The sequence below is a fragment of the Corynebacterium lowii genome (assembly GCF_001412085.1).
Lineage (GTDB): Bacteria > Actinomycetota > Actinomycetes > Mycobacteriales > Mycobacteriaceae > Corynebacterium > Corynebacterium lowii.
In genome coordinates, this window is record NZ_LKEV01000002.1 from 348,961 (window position 1) to 369,955 (window position 20,995).

At 58.9% G+C, this 20,995-nt stretch carries 20 protein-coding genes, 1 tRNA gene, 1 other RNA gene and 1 pseudogene; 11 read left to right on the top strand and 12 right to left on the bottom strand.

The features are described 5' to 3' along the window. Positions 1-74 precede the first annotated feature (74 nt). Entirely contained in the window at positions 75-1,700 is a 1,626-nt protein-coding gene (locus tag Clow_RS04970) for a CYTH and CHAD domain-containing protein (protein WP_055177178.1), read from the top strand. Between the two features lie 45 nt (positions 1,701-1,745). Here Clow_RS04970 and Clow_RS04975 read toward each other — a convergent pair whose 3' ends face one another. Continuing rightward, entirely contained in the window at positions 1,746-1,928 is a 183-nt protein-coding gene (locus tag Clow_RS04975; RefSeq protein ID WP_055177181.1) for a hypothetical protein, read from the bottom strand. A gap of 163 nt (positions 1,929-2,091) precedes the next feature. Here Clow_RS04975 and Clow_RS04980 point away from each other — a divergent pair, with 163 nt between their 5' ends. Then, a complete protein-coding gene (locus Clow_RS04980; protein WP_055177184.1) occupies positions 2,092-3,369 on the top strand; it encodes a galactokinase family protein in 1,278 nt (425 codons plus the stop codon). Between the two features lie 6 nt (positions 3,370-3,375). Here Clow_RS04980 and rnpB read toward each other — a convergent pair. The 4 genes from rnpB to Clow_RS04995 all read right to left on the bottom strand — a co-directional run bounded on the left by rnpB (position 3,376) and on the right by Clow_RS04995 (position 6,583). Beyond that, positions 3,376-3,789: RNase P RNA component class A (gene rnpB, locus Clow_RS05615), an RNA gene on the bottom strand. Positions 3,790-3,870: 81 nt separating this feature from the next. After that, the gene (locus Clow_RS04985; protein ID WP_055177187.1) at positions 3,871-4,998 is read right to left on the bottom strand and encodes a bifunctional RNase H/acid phosphatase; all 1,128 of its coding nucleotides are present in this window, start codon (positions 4,996-4,998) and stop codon (positions 3,871-3,873) included. Then, positions 4,998-5,711, bottom strand: a complete 714-nt coding sequence (locus Clow_RS04990; RefSeq protein ID WP_055177190.1) for a zinc ribbon domain-containing protein — start codon at positions 5,709-5,711, stop codon at positions 4,998-5,000. Before Clow_RS04990 ends, Clow_RS04985 begins: the two co-directional genes overlap by 1 nt. 11 nt (positions 5,712-5,722) lie before the next feature. Continuing rightward, positions 5,723-6,583 (bottom strand): Nif3-like dinuclear metal center hexameric protein, encoded by an 861-nt coding sequence (locus tag Clow_RS04995; protein WP_055177193.1) that lies wholly within the window; start codon positions 6,581-6,583, stop codon positions 5,723-5,725. Positions 6,584-6,647: 64 nt separating this feature from the next. Between Clow_RS04995 and Clow_RS05000 the strand changes: the two genes are divergently transcribed. From Clow_RS05000 to Clow_RS12065, 7 genes and pseudogenes are all read left to right on the top strand, one after another. Beyond that, positions 6,648-7,127 carry a low molecular weight protein-tyrosine-phosphatase gene (locus Clow_RS05000; protein WP_055177196.1) on the top strand — a complete coding sequence of 160 codons (480 nt, stop codon included), beginning with the start codon at positions 6,648-6,650 and terminating at the stop codon, positions 7,125-7,127. A 10-nt stretch (positions 7,128-7,137) separates the two neighbouring features. Next, positions 7,138-8,178: an SURF1 family cytochrome oxidase biogenesis protein gene (locus Clow_RS05005; protein WP_055177199.1), complete on the top strand. Its 1,041-nt coding sequence runs from the start codon at positions 7,138-7,140 to the stop codon at positions 8,176-8,178. Between the two features lie 147 nt (positions 8,179-8,325). Next, positions 8,326-8,811: an Abi family protein gene (locus Clow_RS12230; RefSeq protein ID WP_169786569.1), complete on the top strand. Its 486-nt coding sequence runs from the start codon at positions 8,326-8,328 to the stop codon at positions 8,809-8,811. A 326-nt stretch (positions 8,812-9,137) separates the two neighbouring features. After that, entirely contained in the window at positions 9,138-11,060 is a 1,923-nt protein-coding gene (locus Clow_RS05010; RefSeq protein WP_055177201.1) for a DNA methyltransferase, read from the top strand. After that, positions 11,060-13,063, top strand: coding sequence for a DEAD/DEAH box helicase family protein (locus Clow_RS05015; RefSeq protein ID WP_211256929.1), 2,004 nt, complete (start codon positions 11,060-11,062; stop codon positions 13,061-13,063). Before Clow_RS05010 ends, Clow_RS05015 begins: the two co-directional genes overlap by 1 nt. A 29-nt stretch (positions 13,064-13,092) precedes the next feature. Beyond that, positions 13,093-13,695 carry a hypothetical protein gene (locus Clow_RS11960; protein WP_211256930.1) on the top strand — a complete coding sequence of 201 codons (603 nt, stop codon included), beginning with the start codon at positions 13,093-13,095 and terminating at the stop codon, positions 13,693-13,695. 338 nt (positions 13,696-14,033) lie between these two features. Continuing rightward, positions 14,034-14,352: pseudogene (locus tag Clow_RS12065) on the top strand (DNA methyltransferase); the annotation flags it as partial. Between the two features lie 126 nt (positions 14,353-14,478). Here the strand turns inward: Clow_RS12065 and Clow_RS05020 are convergent. The 4 genes from Clow_RS05020 to Clow_RS05035 form a co-directional block, all read right to left on the bottom strand. After that, positions 14,479-15,033: a hypothetical protein gene (locus Clow_RS05020; RefSeq protein ID WP_245625701.1), complete on the bottom strand. Its 555-nt coding sequence runs from the start codon at positions 15,031-15,033 to the stop codon at positions 14,479-14,481. A gap of 2 nt (positions 15,034-15,035) precedes the next feature. Further along, the gene (locus Clow_RS05025; RefSeq protein ID WP_069724577.1) at positions 15,036-16,085 is read right to left on the bottom strand and encodes an AAA family ATPase; all 1,050 of its coding nucleotides are present in this window, start codon (positions 16,083-16,085) and stop codon (positions 15,036-15,038) included. A gap of 74 nt (positions 16,086-16,159) precedes the next feature. After that, positions 16,160-16,891 (bottom strand): response regulator transcription factor, encoded by a 732-nt coding sequence (locus tag Clow_RS05030; protein ID WP_082418531.1) that lies wholly within the window; start codon positions 16,889-16,891, stop codon positions 16,160-16,162. After that, entirely contained in the window at positions 16,888-17,586 is a 699-nt protein-coding gene (locus tag Clow_RS05035) for a sensor histidine kinase (RefSeq protein ID WP_055177212.1), read from the bottom strand. The genes Clow_RS05030 and Clow_RS05035 overlap by 4 nt, the downstream gene beginning before the upstream one ends. A gap of 127 nt (positions 17,587-17,713) precedes the next feature. Between Clow_RS05035 and Clow_RS05040 the strand changes: the two genes are divergently transcribed. Both Clow_RS05040 and Clow_RS05045 read left to right on the top strand, forming a co-directional pair. Beyond that, the gene (locus Clow_RS05040) at positions 17,714-18,400 is read left to right on the top strand and encodes an ABC transporter ATP-binding protein (protein ID WP_055177214.1); all 687 of its coding nucleotides are present in this window, start codon (positions 17,714-17,716) and stop codon (positions 18,398-18,400) included. Then, positions 18,397-19,803 carry an FtsX-like permease family protein gene (locus Clow_RS05045; RefSeq protein WP_055177216.1) on the top strand — a complete coding sequence of 469 codons (1,407 nt, stop codon included), beginning with the start codon at positions 18,397-18,399 and terminating at the stop codon, positions 19,801-19,803. The genes Clow_RS05040 and Clow_RS05045 overlap by 4 nt, the downstream gene beginning before the upstream one ends. Positions 19,804-19,893: 90 nt before the next feature. Here the strand turns inward: Clow_RS05045 and Clow_RS05050 are convergent, their stop codons facing one another. The 3 genes from Clow_RS05050 to Clow_RS05060 form a co-directional block, all read right to left on the bottom strand. After that, positions 19,894-20,157, bottom strand: a complete 264-nt coding sequence (locus Clow_RS05050) for a hypothetical protein (protein WP_055177218.1) — start codon at positions 20,155-20,157, stop codon at positions 19,894-19,896. A gap of 232 nt (positions 20,158-20,389) precedes the next feature. Next, a tRNA-Val gene (locus tag Clow_RS05055) sits at positions 20,390-20,462 on the bottom strand. Positions 20,463-20,516: 54 nt separating this feature from the next. Next, positions 20,517-20,927, bottom strand: a complete 411-nt coding sequence (locus tag Clow_RS05060; RefSeq protein WP_156334684.1) for a DUF3052 domain-containing protein — start codon at positions 20,925-20,927, stop codon at positions 20,517-20,519. Positions 20,928-20,995: the final 68 nt, after the last annotated feature.

The window sequence follows — 20,995 nt, forward strand, 5'->3', positions numbered from 1 at the left end:
CGCCACGCCTCGGGCTACCCTGGTAGGCAAGCCATTGCCCTCAGAATCAAGCAGCGCAGATACGAAGGAGCATCATGAGCACCGATCAATTTCTTGAGGTAGAAACCAAGTACTCCGTGGATAACGATGCCGCGATACCGAATCTCACCAGGATTCTTAATGTGCACTCTGCGGCGGCAGCTCAGGATTACGAGCTCTCCGCTATTTATTACGACACGCAGGATTTACGCCTTACCCGAGCGAAGATGACCTTGCGGCGGCGCACCGGGGGCAAAGATGACGGCTGGCACCTCAAACTCCCCGATACTGGCAGCGGGCGCATGGAGATTAGTGCACCTCTTGCCCCGGAAGATAAAACGACGGACGGCGCAACCGTACCGGAAGAGTTACTGAGCCAGGTGCGAGCCATCGTGCGCGGACACCGGCTCGTTCCCATCGCCCAGGTAGATAATTTTCGCTCAGAATCCACTCTGAAAGCAGAAGATGGCAGTGCCGTAGCGGACTTCTGTGATGATCGTGTTACCGCGTGGTCTCTCCTCCCCGGCGCTTCTCCCGAGCAACGCCAATGGCGGGAGTGGGAACTAGAGCTCACGGGCTCCCTCGCCAATACCAAGTTAGGAAGGCAGATACTCGAATCTGCCGATGAACAGCTCACCACCGTGGGCGCGGTAGATTCTCACTCCCCCTCTAAACTCCTCACCGCTTTAGGGGAAAGTTTTGAGCTCGCCCCCACTCCGCCCACCCCTATTTCTTTCCGCAAGTACGATGATCGCGATGAAGCCTTTGCCGGGGTCTTGCATGCCATGATCGCCACCCGAGATTCTCTCGTAGAGCAGGATCCCGGTGCCCGGCGCGGGGATCACCGCTCGGTGCTCACTATGCTCAACGCAATCCGGGATCTCCGCAGCGTGCTCACTATGTTTATTGAGCTCTTTGACCACGAACGGTGGGATAATCGCATTGCCACGGCTTCTTCCATCGAGGAAGAGCTCAAGCAATTGACCCTCGTTTTGCATCGGGCTTGCGATGCCGATGCCGTGGCCCAGCAAGTTCATCATCTCCTCGAAACCGATCCCACGGGATTAGTAGATCAACAGGCCCATCAGCGTCTCCAACACGATGTGGATTCACGCAAGCAGCGCGCCTATTACCGGGTGGTTGCCGCCCTGGAATCGGAGCGCTATCTTTCCATGCTCGATGCGCTTGATGAGTTCCTGGCCGATCCGCCGCTGCCAGGGCGCATGGAGCGGCGTAAAGCCACGGCCATCATCGTCAGAGCCGTGAAACGCGCTTACGTTGATTTCAAAACTCTGCGTAGTTCGGCCCTGGAAGTCTTTGACGACCCCGAGGTCACCGAGGCCGAATATGAGGAACACCTTTCTCAAATGCACAAGGTGGCCGAGCGGCTCCGTACTGTCTCTCGCGTGGCCTTGGAGTTCACACCCTATGACTCCGCACGACTCTCGCAGGAGTCCAAGAAACTGGTGGGTGTTCTCCTGGAGGCACAGTATTCAATATCCGTATGCGAGCTGATCCTTCGGCGCGCGCGTCAAGCTGCAAACCGCGGTGAAGATACCTTCTCCTACGGTCTCCTCTATCAAGCGGAAAGGGAGCGTTCCAGGAAAGTTCTGCGCGCCATAGATCAGCGCCATCGTTCCGTGAAGTCCAGCTACAAGCGCTTTAAACGATCCATCGCCTAGGCGATATTTTCACGGACACCGCCACAGAAAAACCGAGGCAGCCGACTAGTCCCAATCCTCATCCTGAACATCATAGGCGCTGTTGCGCTTAGCAGCGGTCTCCAAGGCCTGCTCGGCTTCTTCCTTAGTGGCGTAAGGGCCCATGCGATCTTCCCATGAGCCCTGAACCCCTTGGGTTACCTTCCCCGTGGTGGGATGATAAAACCACTGTGCCTCGGTATTCTCCATAGCCCTTATCCCTGCCTTCTTCTCATCGGTTTCCACCGCTTGGTGTGCATCCGCGCGCGTCCGCATGTATCCGTACACGTATCCACGCGTATCCACCGCGAGATTACCGCAACATAGAATGTCCCTGTTCACCACTTCCGCATCGTCAGGAGTTATTGCGATCGTGCCGCAACCCACCGCTTCTTCCGTCGCAGACCGCGCCCGCGCTATGCACCAGGCTTTTTTTGGGGTTCTCCCTTCCCACATTGCTCAGGCTCCGGGCACATGGTGTGTTCTAGGAGAACAGACCGATGATTTCGGTGGAATCGTGGTGCTTTCCCGTTTAGATATTGCCACTGCGGTTGTCTTAAGCCCCCGCGATCCGGGCGACACCCACCAAGGCACCCCGGGCACCCCAGACACCCCGGCTATTCACCTGCGCGGTTCCTTCCCCGGCATAGAGCTTCCCGAGCTCAGCTCCGATATTCACGGCGCGCGCTCCGCGCAATCCTTCAAGGACCCCCAAGAGAGTGAGTCCTCCACACCCCAGTACCTCATACGCCGCGCCGCTCTCCTTATATCAACGCTCATTCAACGCCAGATGCTCAGCCGAGATACCCCCGGTTTTAATATCACCGTGTGCTCGGACATCCCCCTCGAATCCGGGCTCGGCGCCCTTCATTCCTTCGATGCCGCTCTCGGGCTCGCCCTTTACCCAGAAGCACACTCACTAGACGATCCTCCGGCGCGGGCACGCCTGGCGGCCGTGTGCTCTCACGTCGCCTCTGCCTTCCCCGATTCTTCTCCTCTGCGCGCCCGGCATACTGCTGCGCTGCGTTCTACCTCGGGTTCCATCTGCGTGGTGGACTACGCAGATGGCTCGGTCACCACCACCCCGGCGCTCTTGGAGGCCGATACCGTGGCCTTCGCGGTGGGCAACACTGACCTTCCTCGCACCCATAGCGACGAGCCGACCGTCACCATGAGAGCAAACCTCATCAACCAAGCGTCTCATGCCTTCGGCGCGGAACACCTGCGCTCGCTCCCCCACGCCACTCCCAGGGTTCTTGATTGGTTGAAGGCCGTTCACGATGTCCACGGCCCCCAGGGCTACCCCACGGTGGAGGAGGCTGCCACATGGCTGGCCTTCTGGGAAGAGGAAACACAGCGTTCCCGCACGCTGGTGTCCTTGTTGCGGGGGCGACGTCGCTCGGAGGTGGCGAGCCTGCTGCAAGAATCCGCAACGGCCCTGAGTACCACGTACTCTCCGCACACAGATGAGCTCGTCGCGCTGTGCCGTAGCCACGGTGCCTATAGTGCGCGGCCTGCCTGCGTGACTTCTTCCGGGTGGGTCACCGCCCTGGTTCCCGCTGCCAAGGCCACCGCGTTCCAGGAAGCACTAGAAGAAGCAGAGTATTCCGTGATCGCGCTGCTCCCTGGGGAGGTGGCCCAGGCCCAATAAAAGAGGCGAATGAGTCGATCTATGAGCCGGATTCTGTTCCGCCCACCATCGGTGGGCGGCGGTGAACATCCATCTGGGTCGATCATCGCTGATCGCCTCAAGCAGCTACCTGCGAACTCGGGCGGGCAGCCCTCAAACATTCGCTCCCGGCGCACACAGGGGTGCGCCTCGTTGCCTTGCTCCCGGTGGGGTTTACCTGGCCGGGATAGTCACCTACCCCGCCGGTGCGCTCTTACCGCACCCTTTCACCCTCACTCGCGCTCACGGCGCGGGCGGTCTACTTTCTGTTGCACTTTCCCGCGGGTCGCCCCGGGTTGCCGTTAGCAACCACCGTGCCCTGTGGAGTCCGGACTTTCCTCGGTGTTCCGCCTGGCCACATACGTGGTTGGTTCGGAGTGCCGCGTTCACCCGATCGGCTCATTCGCGGCTTTTAAGATTACCCCCGGCCCCGGCGCGAGTACAACGCCGACGCCGCGCAGAGCACAGCACACAGGCAACCTACTACTGCCCGATGTTGATTCCTCGCACCACGCCGCGCTCCCCCATGAACTCCACCACGGAGACCGAGGCAATATCCAGGAAAATCCCCCGGAAACATTCGGGGCCACCGCCGAGGGCCTGGCGCAGGAGGGACTTAATGGGGTTCACGTGGCTGACCAGCACCAGCGTGGCACCCTCGTGGTCTTTCACCAACCGCTCGCGCAGGGCACTCACCCGACGGTGAAGTTCGTCCAACGATTCCCCTCCCGGAGGGGCCACGGCGGTATCTTCCAACCACGCGGCGTGCTCTGCGGGGTAGGCGTCCCGCACCTGGGAGAACTCTTTGCCGTCCCAATCGCCAAAGTTCAGCTCGATAAGATCGGCCTCTACTTTCACGGCCGCGCCGATGGATTGCGCCACCGCTTGTGCCGTGTGGCGGGCGCGCCGCAGCGGGGAGGACAGCACAACAGCCTCCCTCGAGGAAACCAATCCCTGAACCAACTGCGCCGCGCGCTCCGCTTGAGCGGTTCCGATAGAGGTCAAGTCCGGATCGCTATGCCCGGAGTAGCAGCCGCGCACCGTGTGCTCGGTCTGGCCGTGACGCACCAGAATGAGCCGAGTAACCGGCGCTCCCTCGGGATTGAGCACCCGAGTGGGGCTAAACGAGGCCTCGCCGACGGTCTCCGCAGCAGCGACCTCAGCAGAGCCAGAAGTATCTTTCACCAACCCCGGCTTGGCCCCGGCCGCCGCGGCGTCCATCGCCACGTTGGAGAGTTCATCGGCCTTCTTGTTCTTCTCGCGCGGCACCCACTGGAAGGTCACGGAGTCAAAGGAGGCCATGATGTCCCTGGCGCGCAGGGCGAGTTTCTGCATGTCCGGGTGCTTGATCTTCCAGCGCCCGGTCATCTGTTCCACCACGAGTTTGGAGTCCATGTACACGGCCACCTCGGTGGCCCCGTAATCACGCGCAGCCTCTAGCCCGGTAATGAGCCCGTAGTACTCGGCCACGTTATTGGTAGCAGAGGTGCCCACCACATAAGCCTGCTCGCGCAGGATGGTGGTGCGGGTGGCGTCGTAAAGCACACTGCCGGAGCCCGCGATGCCGGGGTTGCCGCGCGAGCCGCCGTCGGCCTCGATGCAGACCTTCATTAGGACCCCTGCCGCACCAGGTAGGAGCCGCAGTTGGGGCACTGGGGCAGATCATCGGCAGGGGCGAGATTAATGGCGGAACGGTCGGCGGCGGGCAGCACGATGAAACAGCCGCCACAGGAACGCCCGTTGAAGGCGGCCGCGCCCACGCCGTTTTCCTCGCGCTGGCGCTGGTATTCGGCCACGATCTCCGCGCCCAGTTCTTCTTCGAGGGCGCTTATGCGCGCCTGAGTATCGCCTGTCTCCTCCCCGGACGCAGCAACAGCTTGCTCGGCTACCTCGATCTGCTTGTTGAGGTTGGCGAGTTTCTCCGCGTGCACGTCACTATTGGCGCGCAGGGCGTGAATCTCATTATGGGCCTCTTGGAGTTCGCTCATCAGGTCCGCGATGCGGGACTTCGCGGAATAGAGATCGTGTTCGAGGTCGCGGCGTCGCTCGCGGTCCTCGGTGGCCCCGAGTTCGCGCTTGTCCTCGCGCTCGCGCTTGCGCAGTTTGCGCTCGTCCTCCTGGATACGCAGGATTTCCACCTCCATGTCATCCACCGCCATACGGGCGCTGGCGGCGGCGCTGTGCAGGCGCTTGCGCTCGGCAAGCAGGCGCTCCAACTCTTCCGCCTCGGGGCCACGGGCGGGACGCGAGCCGGCCACCTCCGCGGAGCGTTGCAGGGTGGATAGTTCCAGCAGGGCGCGTTGTGCGGAGTTACTGAGCTTCATGTCTTTCCTTTTTACCCGCGCGGGTGGGCGGAGATGGTCCAGGGGTCGGTGCGAATGTCAATGACCTCGGTATCCAGCCCCGTTTGCTTGGCGACGATCTCCGCGGCCTGGGACGTCCACGGAAACTCACTGGCCCAGTGGGCGGTGTCGATCACGGCGGGCCCGCCCGCGCGCAGGTACTCGTCCACGGGGTGATGGCGCAGGTCAGAGGTGACATAGACATCCACACCGAGGTCGCGCACGGCGTCGAGAAAGCTATCACCGGAACCGGAGGAAACCGCCACGGTGCGCACCATCTGCTCCGGGTCGCCGGTGGCGCGCACGCCCCACGCGGTTTCAGGGAGGGCGTCAGCCACCTGCTGCACGAAGTCGCCCAGGCGCATGGGGGCGGGCAACTCTCCCACCCGGCCCAGGCCGGTGGCCTCATTGAGGGGCTGGAAGGTGGGGTCGGTGGGCTTGATGGGGCGGCCTGGGGTAATGCCCACCAGTTGCGCCAGGCGATCGTTCACGCCAGGGCGGGCGGAATCAGCGTTGGTATGCGCGGCTATGAGTGCCACGCCGCCGGTGATGAGCGTATGCAGCACCTTGCCTTTGGGGGTGTCGGCGGCCACGCTGTGCACCCCGCGCAACAGCAGCGGGTGGTGCACCGCGAGCATCTGCGCGCCGATCTCCACCGCGCGCTGCGCCACCGCCAGGGTGCAATCCAGAGCAAAGGCCACCTTGGTCACCGGGGCCTGCGGATCACCGCAAATGAGGCCCACCTGATCCCAACTCTCCGCGAGTTCCGGCGGATAAGCCTCCTCTATAACCTCGCGCACGCGCGCTACGGTATTCACTGCTGTGCCCCTTTCTTTTCTGCTGCAATCCCCCATAGTTTAGGTAATTTCTGCCAAACTAGAGAACAGCCTTTTCCCCTACCGCGATTGGGAGTTTTTTATGGCCCAGCACCTGCACATTGATTGCGTATGCACCGGCAATATCTGCCGCTCGCCGATGGCCGAGGCACTACTGCGCGACGCCGCCCTCGACGCCGGATTGGCCGACCGCCTCACGATTACCTCCTGCGGGCTCGGAGGCTGGCATGAGGGCAACCCCGCCGACCCGCGCACCCTGGCCGAACTTTCCGCCCACGGGCACGACGGCTCGAACTTGCGCGCCAGTATCTTTGGCCCCGCCGACGCCCAGGCCGATCTCCTGCTTGCCCTGGATACCGGACACCGCTCCCGGCTCATCGTGGAACACGGCGTGCCCGCCGAGCGCGTGCGCCTGCTGCGCAGCTTCGACCCCGACTCCCCGCCCAAGTCCTCCGTGGCCGACCCCTACTACGGCGGCCAAGAGGGGTTCCGCACCTGCTACTCGCAGATCAGTGCGGCACTCGACGGCATCCTTGATTGGGCGCGCGCCCGCCTGGACTAGGCTCGATAGGGTGAGCAGCACGACGGTCCAAGAACGCTACGGAAACCAGCGCCACCGCCCCACCTGGCGGACCTTCCTCAAACCGGGGTGGATCATCGCCGCCCTGCTGATCGTGGTGTTCTCCTACTTTGCCTTTACTTTCCTGGCGCCCTGGCAGCTCAACAAGGACTCCGACATCGTAGAGCGCAACGAGCGCATCACCACCGCCTTTGAGCACGAGCCCCTGCCCATCGGGGAGGTATTCACCGACGGCACTATCGACGCCGCCCAGGAATGGCAGCGCGTGAGCCTCACCGGGCGTTACCTCCCCGAGGACGAGGTGGTGCTGCGCATGAGGGCCAGCGAATCCGGGCCGGCGGTGCAGGTGTTGACGCCTTTTGTGTCGTCCTCTGACGGTGTTACTTACTTGGTGAACCGTGGCTTTGAGCCTGCCACGGGGGCCGGGGTGCCAGATTATGTGGCCGCACCCACGGGTGAGGTGAGCATTGTGGCCGTGGCCCGGCTCGACGAGGTGGAGCCCGATAGGCAGCCGATGGAGGAACAGGGGTACCTCCAGGTGTACGGGATTAATACCGAGCAGATTAGCGAGGCCACGGGGGTGGATCTGGCACGAGACTACCTGCAACTGACCGAGGGGCAGGCCGGTGAGGTGGCCGCCATGCCGATACCGAAGCTGGACCGGGGATCGCACCTCTCCTATGGGTTGCAGTGGATCGCCTTTGGCGTCATGGCCCCGCTGGGGCTGGGGTACTTTGTGTACGCCGAGATGCGCGAGCGGCGGCGGGCTAAGGAGGAGGAAGCGGAGATGATGGGGGGTGGGGTTGGTGCTGTTCGAGGTGGTTCTGGTGGTGAGGGGGCTGGTGATGCTGAGGGGGCTCCGGGTGGCACTTCCGCTTCTGGGAATGCTGACGTTGAGGGGGTTGCTGCTGGGACTACCACACCTGTGCGGCGGCTCTCCCGGAGGGAGAAGCGCAAGCGCTTTCAGGAGGAACTGTGGGATGAGGGGGAAGGTGACGGGCCTGGGAGGTTGGAGGGGAGGTATGGGGGTTAGTAAGGACTACCCCTCATTTCCTCCCGTTTCTCCAACAATGAGACCTCACCATAGCTAAAGTCATATACACCATCTCCCGCAGAAGGAAGATCATGCCTGCGTTGAATCTACATCAAATCGAGTCTCGAGTCGAAAATTTGGGAAACCGTGACGCTACCCGCGAGTTTAGGGCTATACGACAGTGCAGCTTCAGTCAAGTTTCTCGCGCAGGTCAACTACTACCGTTTCTTCGGATATTTCCAATACTGGCAGGATGACCCAGCTCGGGGCGACAACCAGTCCTTCAAAAGCACCTCATTCGAGACCATTTGTGCTCTCTATTACGCCGAGCAAGAGCCTGTGACTGTCTGCGATGAACTGTTACACCCCCTTGACGTTCTCCTTCGCGCCCGATTCGCTTATGCTTGTGGTCGCAGTGTAGGGGAAACAGGGATGTTTGCACACGATGTGGGCTTTATGCAATCGCCCATGCCGATGCTGAACGTGTCGAAGAATATGCGCTTTCTAACCTTGATCGCAGTAAAGAAGCATTCGTCGCTCACTACCGCGGTGACATCAAGCAAGGATGCACCTACAAACCTGAAACCTACGACCGCATGTCGGTTTGAGTCGCCGTGGAAACATGCTCTTTGATAATCTGTCGCGTCTTATCGAAGCTTCGAGCGATTCTGGGAGGGTGTCTGGTGGTTGTGTACGGGGTGACCCCGTACACAACCACCAGACACCCTCGCGGAGGTCGAGACCGAGTTTTGGAGCCAGCAGCAGGCCTCAGCGATACTGGAAACTATGGAAAACGCCTAGGAAGGAAACCCGACACGCTCTCATAGTGACCCCTTGGGTGACCGACCCAGCACCAACCAGGCTTTCACTGCATTGTCTGGCGCAAACCCATCTACCCCTTCAACACGAAACAACAAGCGGCGAACAACGTCCGGAACCATCAAGAAAAAGGTGTAACAATGAAGTTCCTACAAGAACTCGAAGGCGTGCTCAAAAGCGATGAACGTTTCGTTACCCAAGACGGCCAACTACTCAAACCACGAATCCAGGATGCGGTCAGACAGCTCGACTCACAGCTGATCCGCTATCTCATGACATCACCAGTACTGAAAGAACACTTCTTCAAAGACGTCGACGGCGTGACTATCTTCGACCAAGAGAAATTCATGTGGGTCGTCAACTCCAAAGAATTCCTGCCCGACAGCTACACCAGTTACCGAAACAAAATCGGCCTCTCCACCAACGACCACGACCTCCTCACCTCCTCAAACGAAGTCTCCCTCGTGTGGCCATACAAAGACTGCGTACTTGAAGGCAGTCAAGACAAAGAAGACGAAAAACGCGACGAAATCTTCTACAACGAAACCCTCGCCCCAGACGAAGTCGGCAGATTACTGGCCCCGAAAGCATTCTGTAACGCAGCCCGCTACACCGAAGACGGATCGACGCCAGTGTCCGAGTTCAATCCTGACGATAACCTCATCATCAAAGGCAACAACCTCCTGGCTCTAAGCTCACTGATTGAACGCTACGAGGGGCAAGTCAAATGTATCTACATCGACCCGCCATATTACTTCAAGAAACGGCGTGGCGAAGACACGTTTTCTTATAATTCAGATTTTCATTTGTCTACGTGGCTGACATTCATGAAAGTTCGTCTCGAGATGGCGAAACGATTACTTATCGCCGGTGGCGTCATTTGGATCAGTATCGGCGAGGACGGGATGCATTATCTTAAAGTTTTAGCTGACGACATTTTTGGTCCTGAACACTTTGTAGCAACTGTTCCGAGGCGAACCAGATCTGGAAAGTCTGACGTGTCGTTTAACATGTCACAGGATTTCGATTGGGTACTCCTTTATGCAAATTCTTCCGCCTCAGAACAGCCCGTAGGGCGGTCTGTGGAGCGGAAATACTATGAGACGGAAGACTATCCTGGACGTCCCTGGAGAATCGCAGATTTAAAGAAGCAAACCACAGCATCGGCACGTCCGAATTCTTATTTCACGATGGTAGATCCAAAGACAGGCAAGGAGTATCCCGCATCTAAAAACAGGACTTGGGCTATTACAAAAGATACTTTTCAGAAACATTACGATGCTGGATACATAGTTTTCCCTGATGACTATGACTTCCTGGACATATCTGGACCTGTTGCAAGAAAATTCAAGGTTCAAGACGATAGTAGTGGAAGGCTTTCAGCTGTTCTATCTGATTTCTTGATCGGAGATTTCCTGAAAGCTGTGCTCGGCGGAAGCAAAAATGCGAAAGGAAACCAGCAAATAGGTGACTTGTTTTCGCGAGATGCATTCAGCTTTGCAAAGCCAGAGGAACTACTCGAGGCGATTATCTCAGTATCAACTTCACCTGGTGATTTTGTTCTTGATTTTTTCGCTGGTTCTGGGACGACTGCGGCTGTCGCCCACAAGATGGAACGCTGCTACATCGGGGGCGAGCAGATGGACTATATCGATGAAGTTACTGTCCCTCGGTTGGAGAAGGTTATCGCCGGCGAGCAGGGCGGCGTCTCGAAGACTCAGAAATGGGAAGGTGGTGGTTCATTCGTCTACGTCGAGCTCGCTGAACAGGGAGAGGAGTTGATGAGTGAGTTGCAGGACGCGATGACCACAGATGCGGTTCAGCGAGTTCTGGATCGAGCGACTGAGAGCGGTTTGCTGAGGCCGTCTGTTCTTCCTGATCAAATAACGTCCGCCTGCACGGAGTTTGAGCAGCTTCCGCTGGAGGATCAGAAGAGGATTGTGGCCGAGTTGTTAGACAAGAACCGGCTGTACGTCAACGCTTCGGAGATCGAGGATGCCGACTTCGGTTTATCGGAAGCTGACATCGCGTTCACGAAGTCCTTCTACCAGAAGGGCGAATAATGAGCGTCCCCACTACCAAAGACATGTTCCTGTTCCAGCAACTCGACTTGTTTTATAAATTCGGGACGCGACACGAGCCGCCTGCACACATAAAGCAGAATCTCGCTCCGCAGATCGAGCTGCGTGAGTACCAGGAGCATGCGTTCTCAAATATGCTCGAGTATTTGAGCAATGACAAGTTGCCGAAGAACCGTCAGACTCATCTCCTCTATCACATGGCGACGGGCTCAGGTAAGACCGTGATGATGGCTGGCCTTATCCTGCATTACTATTCGCTCGGCTACCGCAATTTCCTGTTCTTCGTGAACCAAACGAATATCATCGAGAAGACTAAAGCTAACTTCTTGGACTCGTCCTCAGCGAAATATCTTTTCGCGGAGTCTATCGAGATCGACGGCATACGAGTTCCCATCAACGAGGTCAGCAACTTTGCTGCCACCGACCCGAACGCAATTAACCTCTGCTTCTCGACGACCCAAAAGCTCCATCTGGATTTTCTTGATCCGAAGGAAAACGCGCTCACAAGTGATGACTTTGAGGATGCTCCTGTGGTGATGATTTCTGACGAGTCACATCACGTGAATACGCGAACCAAGAAGGCAACAAAAGCTGAGGATGAGGAGGACCGCTCGTGGGAGTACACGGTCAACTCAGCTTTCCTGGGTAACCGGGATAATGTGCTCCTTGAGTTCACGGCAACTGTTGATCTGCGTGACCGCAACATTCTGCAGAAGTACAGAGATAAGATCGTCTTTGACTACCCCCTGGCATGTTTCCGTGAGTCTGGGTTCACGAAGGACTTCCAGAACTTCCAGTCTGTCCTCAATCCGTGGGAAAGAACTCTTCAAGCTCTTGTCTTGTCGGAGTATCGTCGCGCGCTGTTTGCAGACGGTGGCGTCTACTCAAGACCAGTAGTGTTGTTGAAATCACAACGAATTGATGACTCGAAAGCGTTCTACGGTGAATTCTTTAAACGACTCCAACGACTCACCGAGAGCGAGATCCTCGAGATGGCCACCGATGGCCTGATGAAACAGGCGATCGGGTACTTCTATGAGAAGGATCCGAGCCTGCGCTCCCTGCGTTCAAGTATCCAGCAAGGATTCGCTGAAGAGAACGCCATTATCATGAATGGCTCGACTGACAACTCGACTGAGAAGCAGCTGGCGGTGAACTCGCTCGAAGAGCATTCCAACCCGTATCGGATAATCTTCACAGTGGACATGCTCAATGAAGGCTGGGACGTACTCAATCTCTATGACATCGTCCGCCTCTATGAAACACGTCAGGGAGGAAAAGCAGGAAAGCCCGGAGCGTACACAATCAAAGAAGCACAATTGATCGGCCGTGGGGCACGATATTTTCCGTTCCTACTCGACAACGAGGCAATCGATCGCGATCAGGCAGACAAATCTGTCCGCAAATACGATCACGACCTTGACAGCCCAAATCGGCTCCTTGAAACCCTGCTCTACCACTCCAAACAGGACTCTAAGTACATCACCGAGCTACGCCTCGCGCTACGTGAAACAGGCTTGCTTCCCGACGAAGTCACCGAAGTCACCTACGAACTCAAACCCTCATTCAAACAGACAGAGTTCTATCACAACGCGATGGTGTTCAGCAACAACCGCGAGGAAGTCACCCGCGAGGAAGTCACCCAATTGGATAACCGAGTAAAGTCGGCTATCTACCAACTTGATGTCCGCCACGCGCCCTCACAACTCGTGAGCCTCTTCGGAACAGACACCGAGCAAACAAAACTATCCGAGAACCCGAAAGTGTATACGATCCGCCGCAAGATCAACGACATGCCGCTGAATGTGGTGTTAGGGTCGTTGGCGTGCAACGACGCGCTGCGCTTCGAGGTACTCAAACACTATTTCCCCCACCTCAACTCAATCCGCGAGTTTATTACGTCAGCGGACTATCTCGGAGAAACTGAGATCACCTTCCAAAGCGACACCGAAAACCTCACTGCGGCTAATCTGCGGCAGGTCTGAACAAAGTGTTCCGAGCCGTTGCCAACTATATGGCTGGCATCAAGGTCACCTACCGAGGCACGTACCAGTTCGAAGCCAAACGATTGAACGAGGTACTACGAAACAAGCGTCTACAGATTGCGAACCCGGTTGAGGGTGGGATCGGCACCAGCCAATGCAGCGATCCTGATTCCAGTCGTCGCGTTAACCTTGACACCGCCGAATGGTATGTCTACAACGACAACTACGGCACTAGCGAAGAGAAGTCCTTTGTCAAATACTTCTCGACCGTTATCGACGACCTTAAAGAACAGTATGAGAAGGTTTACCTGGTGCGCAACGAGCAGCTCGCACCGCTAGCCATTTACTCGTTTGAGACCGGCGAGCGATTCGAACCTGACTTCCTCCTCTTCTTGTGCAAGAAGGGTCAGCCCTACCAACAGCAACAGATCTACGTGGAGCCGAAGGGTACGCACCTGCTCGAAACCGACAAGTGGAAGGAAGAATTCTTACTCTCCATCAAGCAGAACGCGATCCCGCACACCGTCTACGTCGACAACACCGACTACCGCATCATCGGCCTACCGTTCTACAACCAGGAAAACCGCATTTCCGAATTCAGGGAAGCGCTCAAAACCTCAACAGGCATCTGACAGATAGAGCCTGGAAACGTGACAGTCTGACCGTTAACGACGCCCTCGACTGTTACCCTCCTGACTGCGCTCCTGCAAGAAAGGAGCAGCCGGAGATTACGCGAGCCAATAATGCTGCGGTTAGCTGCTGACTCGCTATTATTGCGCGCGAAATCCTGACTGGTTCACTGCATCACGGAAGTCGGGCGAGACTTCGGGGAATCAGCTTCAAACATGCATGGCAACCCAACGCTCAAGCCGTTGTTTCCGCGCAAAGCTGCCGGTCTTAGCGGACATCTATGCTCGACGGTGACACATCTCGAACCGAGCTCTTGTATCCATCTCGTGACCACTTGTGCGATCCCGCTTGCGGTAATGGAAACTTCCTTGTTATTGCATATAAAGAGCTACGCCGACTGGAACACAAGATTCTAGAGCGGCTAGCTGGCCTAGACCAGAAACACAGCACTCTATTCACAGACTCCTGCATCAATATCGAGAACTTCTACGGCATAGAGATCGACGATCTTTACCGTAGAGGTAGCAATCCTCTCCATGTGGATCGCAAAGCATCAGATGAACGTTAAGTTCAAAGATAAGTTTGGCGTAACAATCCCCCTCAAAGAATCTGGACAAGTACGCGCAGGGAACGCTAACTGCATCGACTGGAACGAAGTCTAACCCAATAATGGGAAAGATGAAATCTATCTGATCACCAATGACATCATTAACGTGACCTTCGATCGGCAACAGCAATGCCTCGTCGAGGCCGATACCAGGGAACCTGTCTAAAAGCGCTTCCCCTCACCGATCCACATGCCTCGCCCTCCGCTCTGGGTCGCGGCGAGCTCTCCAAGGCGTATGCGGGTTAGGAGCCAGCGTCGAGGTCACCCAGGTCTTACTCAACCCTATGGTCTTTCCAACTTTGCGTATCTCATCGGTCAGCGGGCTCAAGAGCCCATGAATCTGCTTTTCTTTGCGCCCCGCGTCCTTCACCTCTATATGCAGTGCAAGGTGAATCGCCTTAGCGGCCCGACATCTCACGGCAAACTCCTTGGCCTCAGAATCTGCCTTCGCTCGCTCCAGTGAATAGAGCAGCGCCATCGTTCCTGCGGCCTTCTGTCCCAGGATCACCGGTAATTCCTGCGGCTGCTGAGCATCGGGGTAAGTGTAGTCTTTCATCTCAATTAGCCACAGATCTCTCTCATGGAGGGCCACCACGTCCACTCCTTTGAGCCCCACCCCACCGGCTGCCTTACGATATTGGGGCCACTCATCAAACACCGCTACCGCCCAATCGCGTGGAAAAGAAAAGAACGTACCATCAACGTTGACCTCACCACTCCCCCGCTGCTTCACCCCTACCACCCCAAATACCGCTGTGCTTGCTCGGATTCCGCCCTGAGTGCAGCCACGTAGTCCAGCTCATCGAGGTCATCAACGGCCTGGGCCTGCACAGCAGCCATCGCAGCGCTTTCCTCCGTGGTTTGCACTCGACTGAGTCCCACATAGCGCGGATTGATCCCTTCCCCCAACATCTGCAATTCGCGTAGAAGGAACATGCTGTGTGTGGCCACAAAAACCTGGGCTCCCGCACCAGCAAGGTGCACCAGTACTGTGGCTATCGCTCGTTGGGAGGCTGGGTTCAGATTCGCCTCCGGTTCGTCCCAGAAGAGGTACCCGCCTTGGAGCAGCACTCCATTGGCGATGAGCCGAGCGATCATCGCGACCTTGCGCTGCCCCTCCGCCAGAAGAGGTGCCTCCAGTGTTCCGATTCCCGGCTGGTGTAAATAAAAGTGTCCGTTGTTCTCCGTTACCGTTCCTTCCTGCAACAGGCCTGAGAAGGAATCCAGCATCTCATTGGCCTGCTGCGCCCTGGGGCCACGTAAGGCGGGGCGCAGCAGCAACTCCACGGTATCGCGCCAGGTCTCATCAAAGCCCGTCTCGTAACTATCAAAGAGCCCCAGGAAGCTGGCCGAGAGCGAGAGCAATTCTTGCGGGGGTAGATACACCGGTTCATCATCAAGCGAGCGCTCGGGAACACTCCCTACTGCCACTTCGCGCTTGGCGTGCGAGCCAAAAGTGAACTCCAAGGGCACTTCTATTTCCGCAAAGGTCAGCCCGACCTTTGCGCTTACCCGCCCCCGGGTTCTGCGGGTTAGTCGCCCCAGGTTATCGGGGCGTAGCGTCCCCATCAGCTTGGTGGCAAGGCTGGGATTGAGCTCTTTCTTGGTCAAGGCCTCGGTGTCTCGCAGTACCTTCGTGCTGGAGTACATGGCCTTGAGCAGTTGAGACTTCCCCGTTGCGTTATCCCCCACGATCACGTTCAGTCCGGGCGACCACGTCACGTCGATCTCCTCAAAAGGGCCAAAAGCTGCAAGCCTGAGCCGTGAAATGGGGTGCTTCGCCATGCGTACCATCATAAAACACCCCACTCCCACCCCGCCTTCCCCAAGCACCCCCCCAAACAAGCACGCAGAACCCCTCACCCACCCGCCGCCAGATACTCCAAAATCGCCTTCACCCTGCGGTTCTCCTCCGCGGGTGAGAGCCGCAGCTTGCTGAAGATGTTGGATACGTGCTTGGCCACCGCCGCCGAGGAGAGCACCAAACACTGCGCGATCTCCCTGTTGGATTGCCCGCGGCTCATCAGTTCCAGCACTTCCCGCTCCCTCGGGGTGAGTTCCCCCAACCCACTGCGCCCGGAGGCCATGAGCGCGCTGGCCACGGTGGGGTCAATCACCGTGCCGCCCTGGGCCACCACGGCCAGGGAGTTCAGAAAGTCCGCTACCTCGGATACTCGATCCTTGAGCAGGTACCCCGTCCCGCTCGTGGCATGGGCAAAGAGTTCCACCGCGTAGGCCGGGGCCACGTATTGGCTCAACACCATCACTGCCAGGTCCGGGTGCTCTGCGCGCAGCCGCACGGCGGCTTTGAGGCCATCGTCGGCCATGTTTGGGGGCATGCGCACGTCGGTAATCAGCACATCTGGCAAACTCCCCTGCACGGCAAAGGCCCCCATCACCTCCATGAGTTCCCCGCTATCGGCGGCCTGCCCCACGATGCGGTGGCCTCGGCGTTCCAGGAGTGCAGCTACTCCCTCCCGCAGCAGGGCGGAATCATCGGCAATCACCACCGAGAGCCCAACCCCAGCACCACTAGCGGCCAAGCCTCCACCAAAGCCACCAGCAAAACCCACCCCAGAACCCTTCCTCATAGCGCAACCCCGCTCTCCCCTCGCTCCAACAACAACGGAATCGCACACCCCACCCGCGTGGGCCCACCGGCCGGAGAGGTCAAGCGCAGCTCCCCACCAAAGGCCACCAGCCGCTCCCTCATCCCCACCAGCCCATGCCCGGCGCGCAACGTAGCCCCGCCAGGCCCTTCGTCCACCACGGTGATCCGCAGGGCGGCGTCGGCAGCCAAAAGCACGCTCACCTCGGCCCCCGGCGCGTGCTTGGCGGCGTTGGTGAGCGCCTCGGCGGTAAAGAAGTACCCGGCGGCGAGCACGCTGGGCGAAAGCTCCGGCAGTTCGTGCGGGGTGTGTACGCTCACGTGCGGACCGTAGCTAGCGGCGATGTCGCGCACGGCGGCGGCGAGCCCGTGGTCGCTGAGCACCTGGGGGTGTACTCCGCGCACGGTGGCGCGCAGGGCGGCAAGGCCGGCGTCGAGGTCTGCTTTGGCGGCGCGCAGCAGGTCAAAGGTCTGCCCCTGGGCGTCGAGGGTGGCTTCCCCGAGCTTGATGGAGGCCGCCACGAGGTACTGCTGGGTGCCGTCGTGGAGGTCGCGCTCGATGCGCTGGCGCTCAACCTCGTAGGCGTCGGCAATGGCGCGGCGCGAGGCCGTGAGTTCCGCGATGGTTTGCGCCTGGCGTTGCTCGTGGCTTAGGCCCTGGCGCCGGGTACGTTTCATTCTGCGCACACACCCACGATACGAGCCCCAAACCCGCGCAGCAGGGCCGGGGGTAGTGCTGGCACTACCATCAAGATCATCGCTGGCACCATGTACTTGCGCGCCGCGCCCGGCTGAAATGAACACCATGACACATTCATTGCAACTTCACGACATCACCAAGAGCTTCGGCGCCCAGCCGGTGCTCTCGGGCATATCGCTCACCATCAACCCCGGCGAGACCGTGGCCGTGATGGGCCCCTCGGGTTCCGGCAAATCCACGCTGCTGCACTGCATGTCCGGCGTACTCACCCCCACCCACGGCACGGTGCGCTTTGGGGATGCGGAACTTTCCTCGCTTTCCGACGCCGCCCGCTCCCGCCTGCGCCTGCACCACTTCGGCTTTGTGTTCCAGGACGGCCAATTGCTCCCTGAGCTGAGCAACCTAGAAAACATCGCCCTGCCCGCCATCCTCAACGGCACCAGCCGCTCCAAGGCCCGCAAGAAGGCCCAAAGCCTGCTGGATCAACTGGGCCTGGGCGATCTCGCTTTGCGACGCCCCGGTGACGTCTCCGGCGGCCAAGCCCAGCGCGTGGCGATCGCCCGTGCGCTGTGCGCCGAGCCTTCCCTCATCTTTGCCGATGAGCCCACCGGCGCGCTCGACCAGAGCACCGGGCACGAGGTCATGCAGATGCTCAGCACCCTAGCCAAGCGCTCGGGCGCCAGCCTGGTGATGGTCACTCACGACGCCCAGGTGGCTCAGTGGATGGAGCGGCGCATCGAGATCCGCGACGGCATCATTCACGACGACCGCCTGCTGCGAGGTGCCCGATGAACTCCGCCCAACTCGTCTTTGACCTGCACAAGGCCAGCACCCGGGCGCGCACCGGCACCGGGGTGGTCAGCCTCATCGCCATTTTTAGCCTCACGGTGAGCGCCACGGTGGCCTTCCTCGTGGCCGGGGGAACCTGGATGTTCTACCAGCGCTCCCTCCACCCGGAACAGGCCTCCGCCTTCGTACAGGAGCAGCAAGCTACCAACGAGTTCTACCTCATCACATGGTTCTACCTGGCGGTCTTTGCCTGCGCCTTCATCCTCCCCGCGCTCTTCGGGCTCACCGCCCAGGCCGCCGTGCTGGGGGCGTCGGGAAGGGAGCGCCGCCTGGCCACCCTGCGCCTCATCGGGCTTTCCTCCCGGCAGGTCACCCGCATGACCATCGTGGAAACCGGCTTCCAGGCCCTCGTGGGCATCACCCTGGGCCTGGGTCTCAGCTTTTTGCTCGCGCCGTTTTTTACCCGGCTTTCCTTCCAGGAGCGCGCCATTGCTCTCAATGAGATTTTGTTGCCCTGGTGGGGTTACCTCCTCGTAGCGGCGATCCTCTTCCTGCTCGCCCTGGGGGCTGCTTTTGTGGGCATGCAGCGGGTGCGGGTGAGTCCCCTGGGGGTGGCCCGGCGCGAGATGCCCGCCGCATTGAAGCGCTGGCGATTTTATCTCTTCATCGCCATCTTTGTGGCTACCGTTGTGGCGCTGCGTTTGATTAACATCTCTTCTTCCGACGTCGCTTCCATCATCGGCGTCATATCTTTCCTTCTCATCGTGTTCATGGCGATCAACCTCGTTTCCCCCTATATCCTCCAGGTATGCGCCTATCTCTTCGCCTATCTGCCCGGTAACGCGCATCTGGTGGCCTGCCGCCGCATCTCCAGCAACGCTCGCCTGGCTTGGAAGCGCAGTTCCGCCATCGCCTTCTTTGGTTTCCTCATCGGCTACGTCATGGTCAGCCCCCTGGCCAGCGATGGACTCACCGAGCTCTATAAGGAGGAGCAGGAGGTGGGTATTTTCTTTAGTGATGTCAGCGTGGGAATCCTGCTCACCCTGGGATTCGGCTTCACCATCACCACCGTGTCCGTCTTCTTAGGCCAGGCCAGCGAGGTCTTTGCCTCCGCCGACCTCACGCGTTCCTTGCAACTCATGGGCGTACGACGTCGCTTCTTTAGCTCCGTAGCACTCATCGAGATCATGCTGCCCATCGTCATCGTGAGTCTCTTCGGTTTCCTCTGCGGTGCCCCGGTGGGTCTGGTCATGCTCACAGTACAGGCGGAAGTAAATATCCCCGCCCGCCTCGGCTTCGCCCTGAGCCTACTCGGCGCGGGCTGGCTGGTTACCTTCCTCGCCGTACTCGCCGTGGAGCCTCTGCGCTCCCGCGTACTGGCCACATGGCGGCGTAAGAACGACTAAAACGAAAACCCCTTTCTTCCTGGTGTTTACTTCCAGGAAGAAAGGGGTTTCCGTGCTGTATGGATAAGGCTGTATGAATCAGCTTGAGAATTAGCCGACGAAGCGAGCCACGGTGTCAGCGATGGTCTTAACGACCTTGGCGAAGATGTCCACGCCCTTATCGGCGTTCTCCAGGCGCTGCTTCTGAGCCTCGGCCTCATCCTTGGCGGAGTTGGAGGGGGCCACTACTTCCTGCTGGCCGTAAGCAGGACGATCCTGGCCCACAACGGTCTCAGCGGTGGCGGGGGCGATCGCAGCGGTAGCGGCGATGGCGATGGTGGCGGCAGAAACGGCAAACTTGCGCTTCAGGTTCATGATGGTTCCCTTCAGATTCGGTCAAGACTGGTACGGAATATCCACCTTTTAGCGGATATTCCTCTCTTGTGCGGATAACAATAGGGGATATGGCAACATTGCGCGAGGGTACGAAAGTACCTTCTTTTTGGAGCGTGGGGATCGGAAGTATCGAAAAGGCTTCTTAAGGTGAGGAAACCCCCGCACACGCAAAACTCCCAAGCCCTATAACTAAGGCCCGGGAGTTTCCTTGTGCGTCCTGACGGGCTCGAACCGCCGACCTGCTGGGTGTAAACCAGCTGCTCTCCCAACTGAGCTAAAGACGCTTAAGCCTGTGCTACTAACCAGCGCAGGCAGCCCGATTACTATAACACAGGCGATTACTTTCGCGTAGAACCGCGCTGTACCAGGCACGATCCTTGCCATTGCCCCAGCCGCTCGGCCTTAGTTTGCACCAAACCGGATAGCTGAGCCGATTCCGCGATCACGCCGGGTTCAATCGTCCCGGAGCGCCCCGCCCCTGGGGTCAGCAACCACACGCGGCCGTTATCGGCCAGGGGGCGCACAGCATCGACGAGACCATCAACGAGGTCTCCGTCCTCTTCTCTCCACCACAGCAGCACGACATCGCAAATATCGTCCGTATCCTCATCGAGCAACGCCGCGTCGAGGAAGTCCTCGACGGACTCGGAGATAGCGCTATCGCAATCCTCGTCCCAGCCCACTTCTTGAACGACGTCGCCATGCTGAATACCAAGGCGCTGTGCATAGTCCTGGACGTCTTTGTTCATAACGTCCGGAGCGTCCACCACTGTGATGATCCTCCCGTTCCTGCTCCCCGGTGGTACGCCACCAGCCA